This window comes from Facilibium subflavum (assembly GCF_003574485.1).
Lineage (GTDB): Bacteria > Pseudomonadota > Gammaproteobacteria > Francisellales > Francisellaceae > Facilibium > Facilibium subflavum.
The window spans coordinates 1-794 of the sequence record NZ_QLIT01000325.1 but is presented as its reverse complement, the minus strand read 5'-3'; the positions used below and the strand labels follow the sequence as shown (position 1 = coordinate 794).

1 protein-coding gene is annotated in these 794 nt (G+C 34.6%); it reads left to right on the top strand.

Annotated features, from left to right (window positions below; translation table 11 throughout):
- The first annotated feature begins 319 nt into the window (after nt 1-319).
- Nucleotides 320-640, top strand: a complete 321-nt coding sequence (locus tag DNK84_RS13715; protein WP_119345015.1) for a hypothetical protein — start codon at nt 320-322, stop codon at nt 638-640.
- Nucleotides 641-794: the final 154 nt, after the last annotated feature.

The following is a 794-nucleotide window of genomic DNA, read 5'->3' as shown; positions in this document are numbered from 1 at the left end:
GGACTTGAACCAGTGACCCCTACCATGTCAAGGTAGTACTCTAACCAAGCTGAGCTAAGCGACCAACGAGAACTGATTATAAATTCTTAGGACAAATATTCAAGCGTTTTTTGCATCTTTGTGGCTTTAATTGCGATATTTTCTTTCTAAGGTTCCCTAAAGCGTGATATTCATCGATTATTCTGTGATGGGGATATTGTCATTTCAATATATTTCCATTTGTTCGTCATCAGAGTTTTGTTTACAAATAAAAATTTTGTTAGTATCGTCATTCATTAGTATGGTGTTTACTGAAATGACGATAGATTAAGGTTGGAACATGAACTTAGTTATTTTTTTTGGCAGTGGATTTAATTGGAAGCATGAAGCATATTTTCTACAAGGATATGATCATTTGATCAGTATTGATTGCTCAGATAAGTATATAAATATACTGCCACCTGATGATGCAAAAAGTTCCCAGATATGGCGTCAATGTGTATCAAGGTGGCATCAACACGTAGATACCAGTATAAATAGCCTAAAAGAAAAATTATCTCAAATAAATACTGTTGAAAGGTTACTCATCATTAATTCAGTTCATTTTAAGGGAGATCAGTCTATTGAGGAGTTCGCTTCCAATCACACTACAGGACAGTAGCCACTGAACCCCTTTATTTTTAAGCGTTTTCATGTCATTTTTGTTTTGCTAAAAACGTAATAAAAAGAAGCATGGAACACACAAAGGAACTTCAGCAACTACTTAAGCACTATTTTAACGATACTCGTCACACTTTAGAATGCCTAGATCGGAT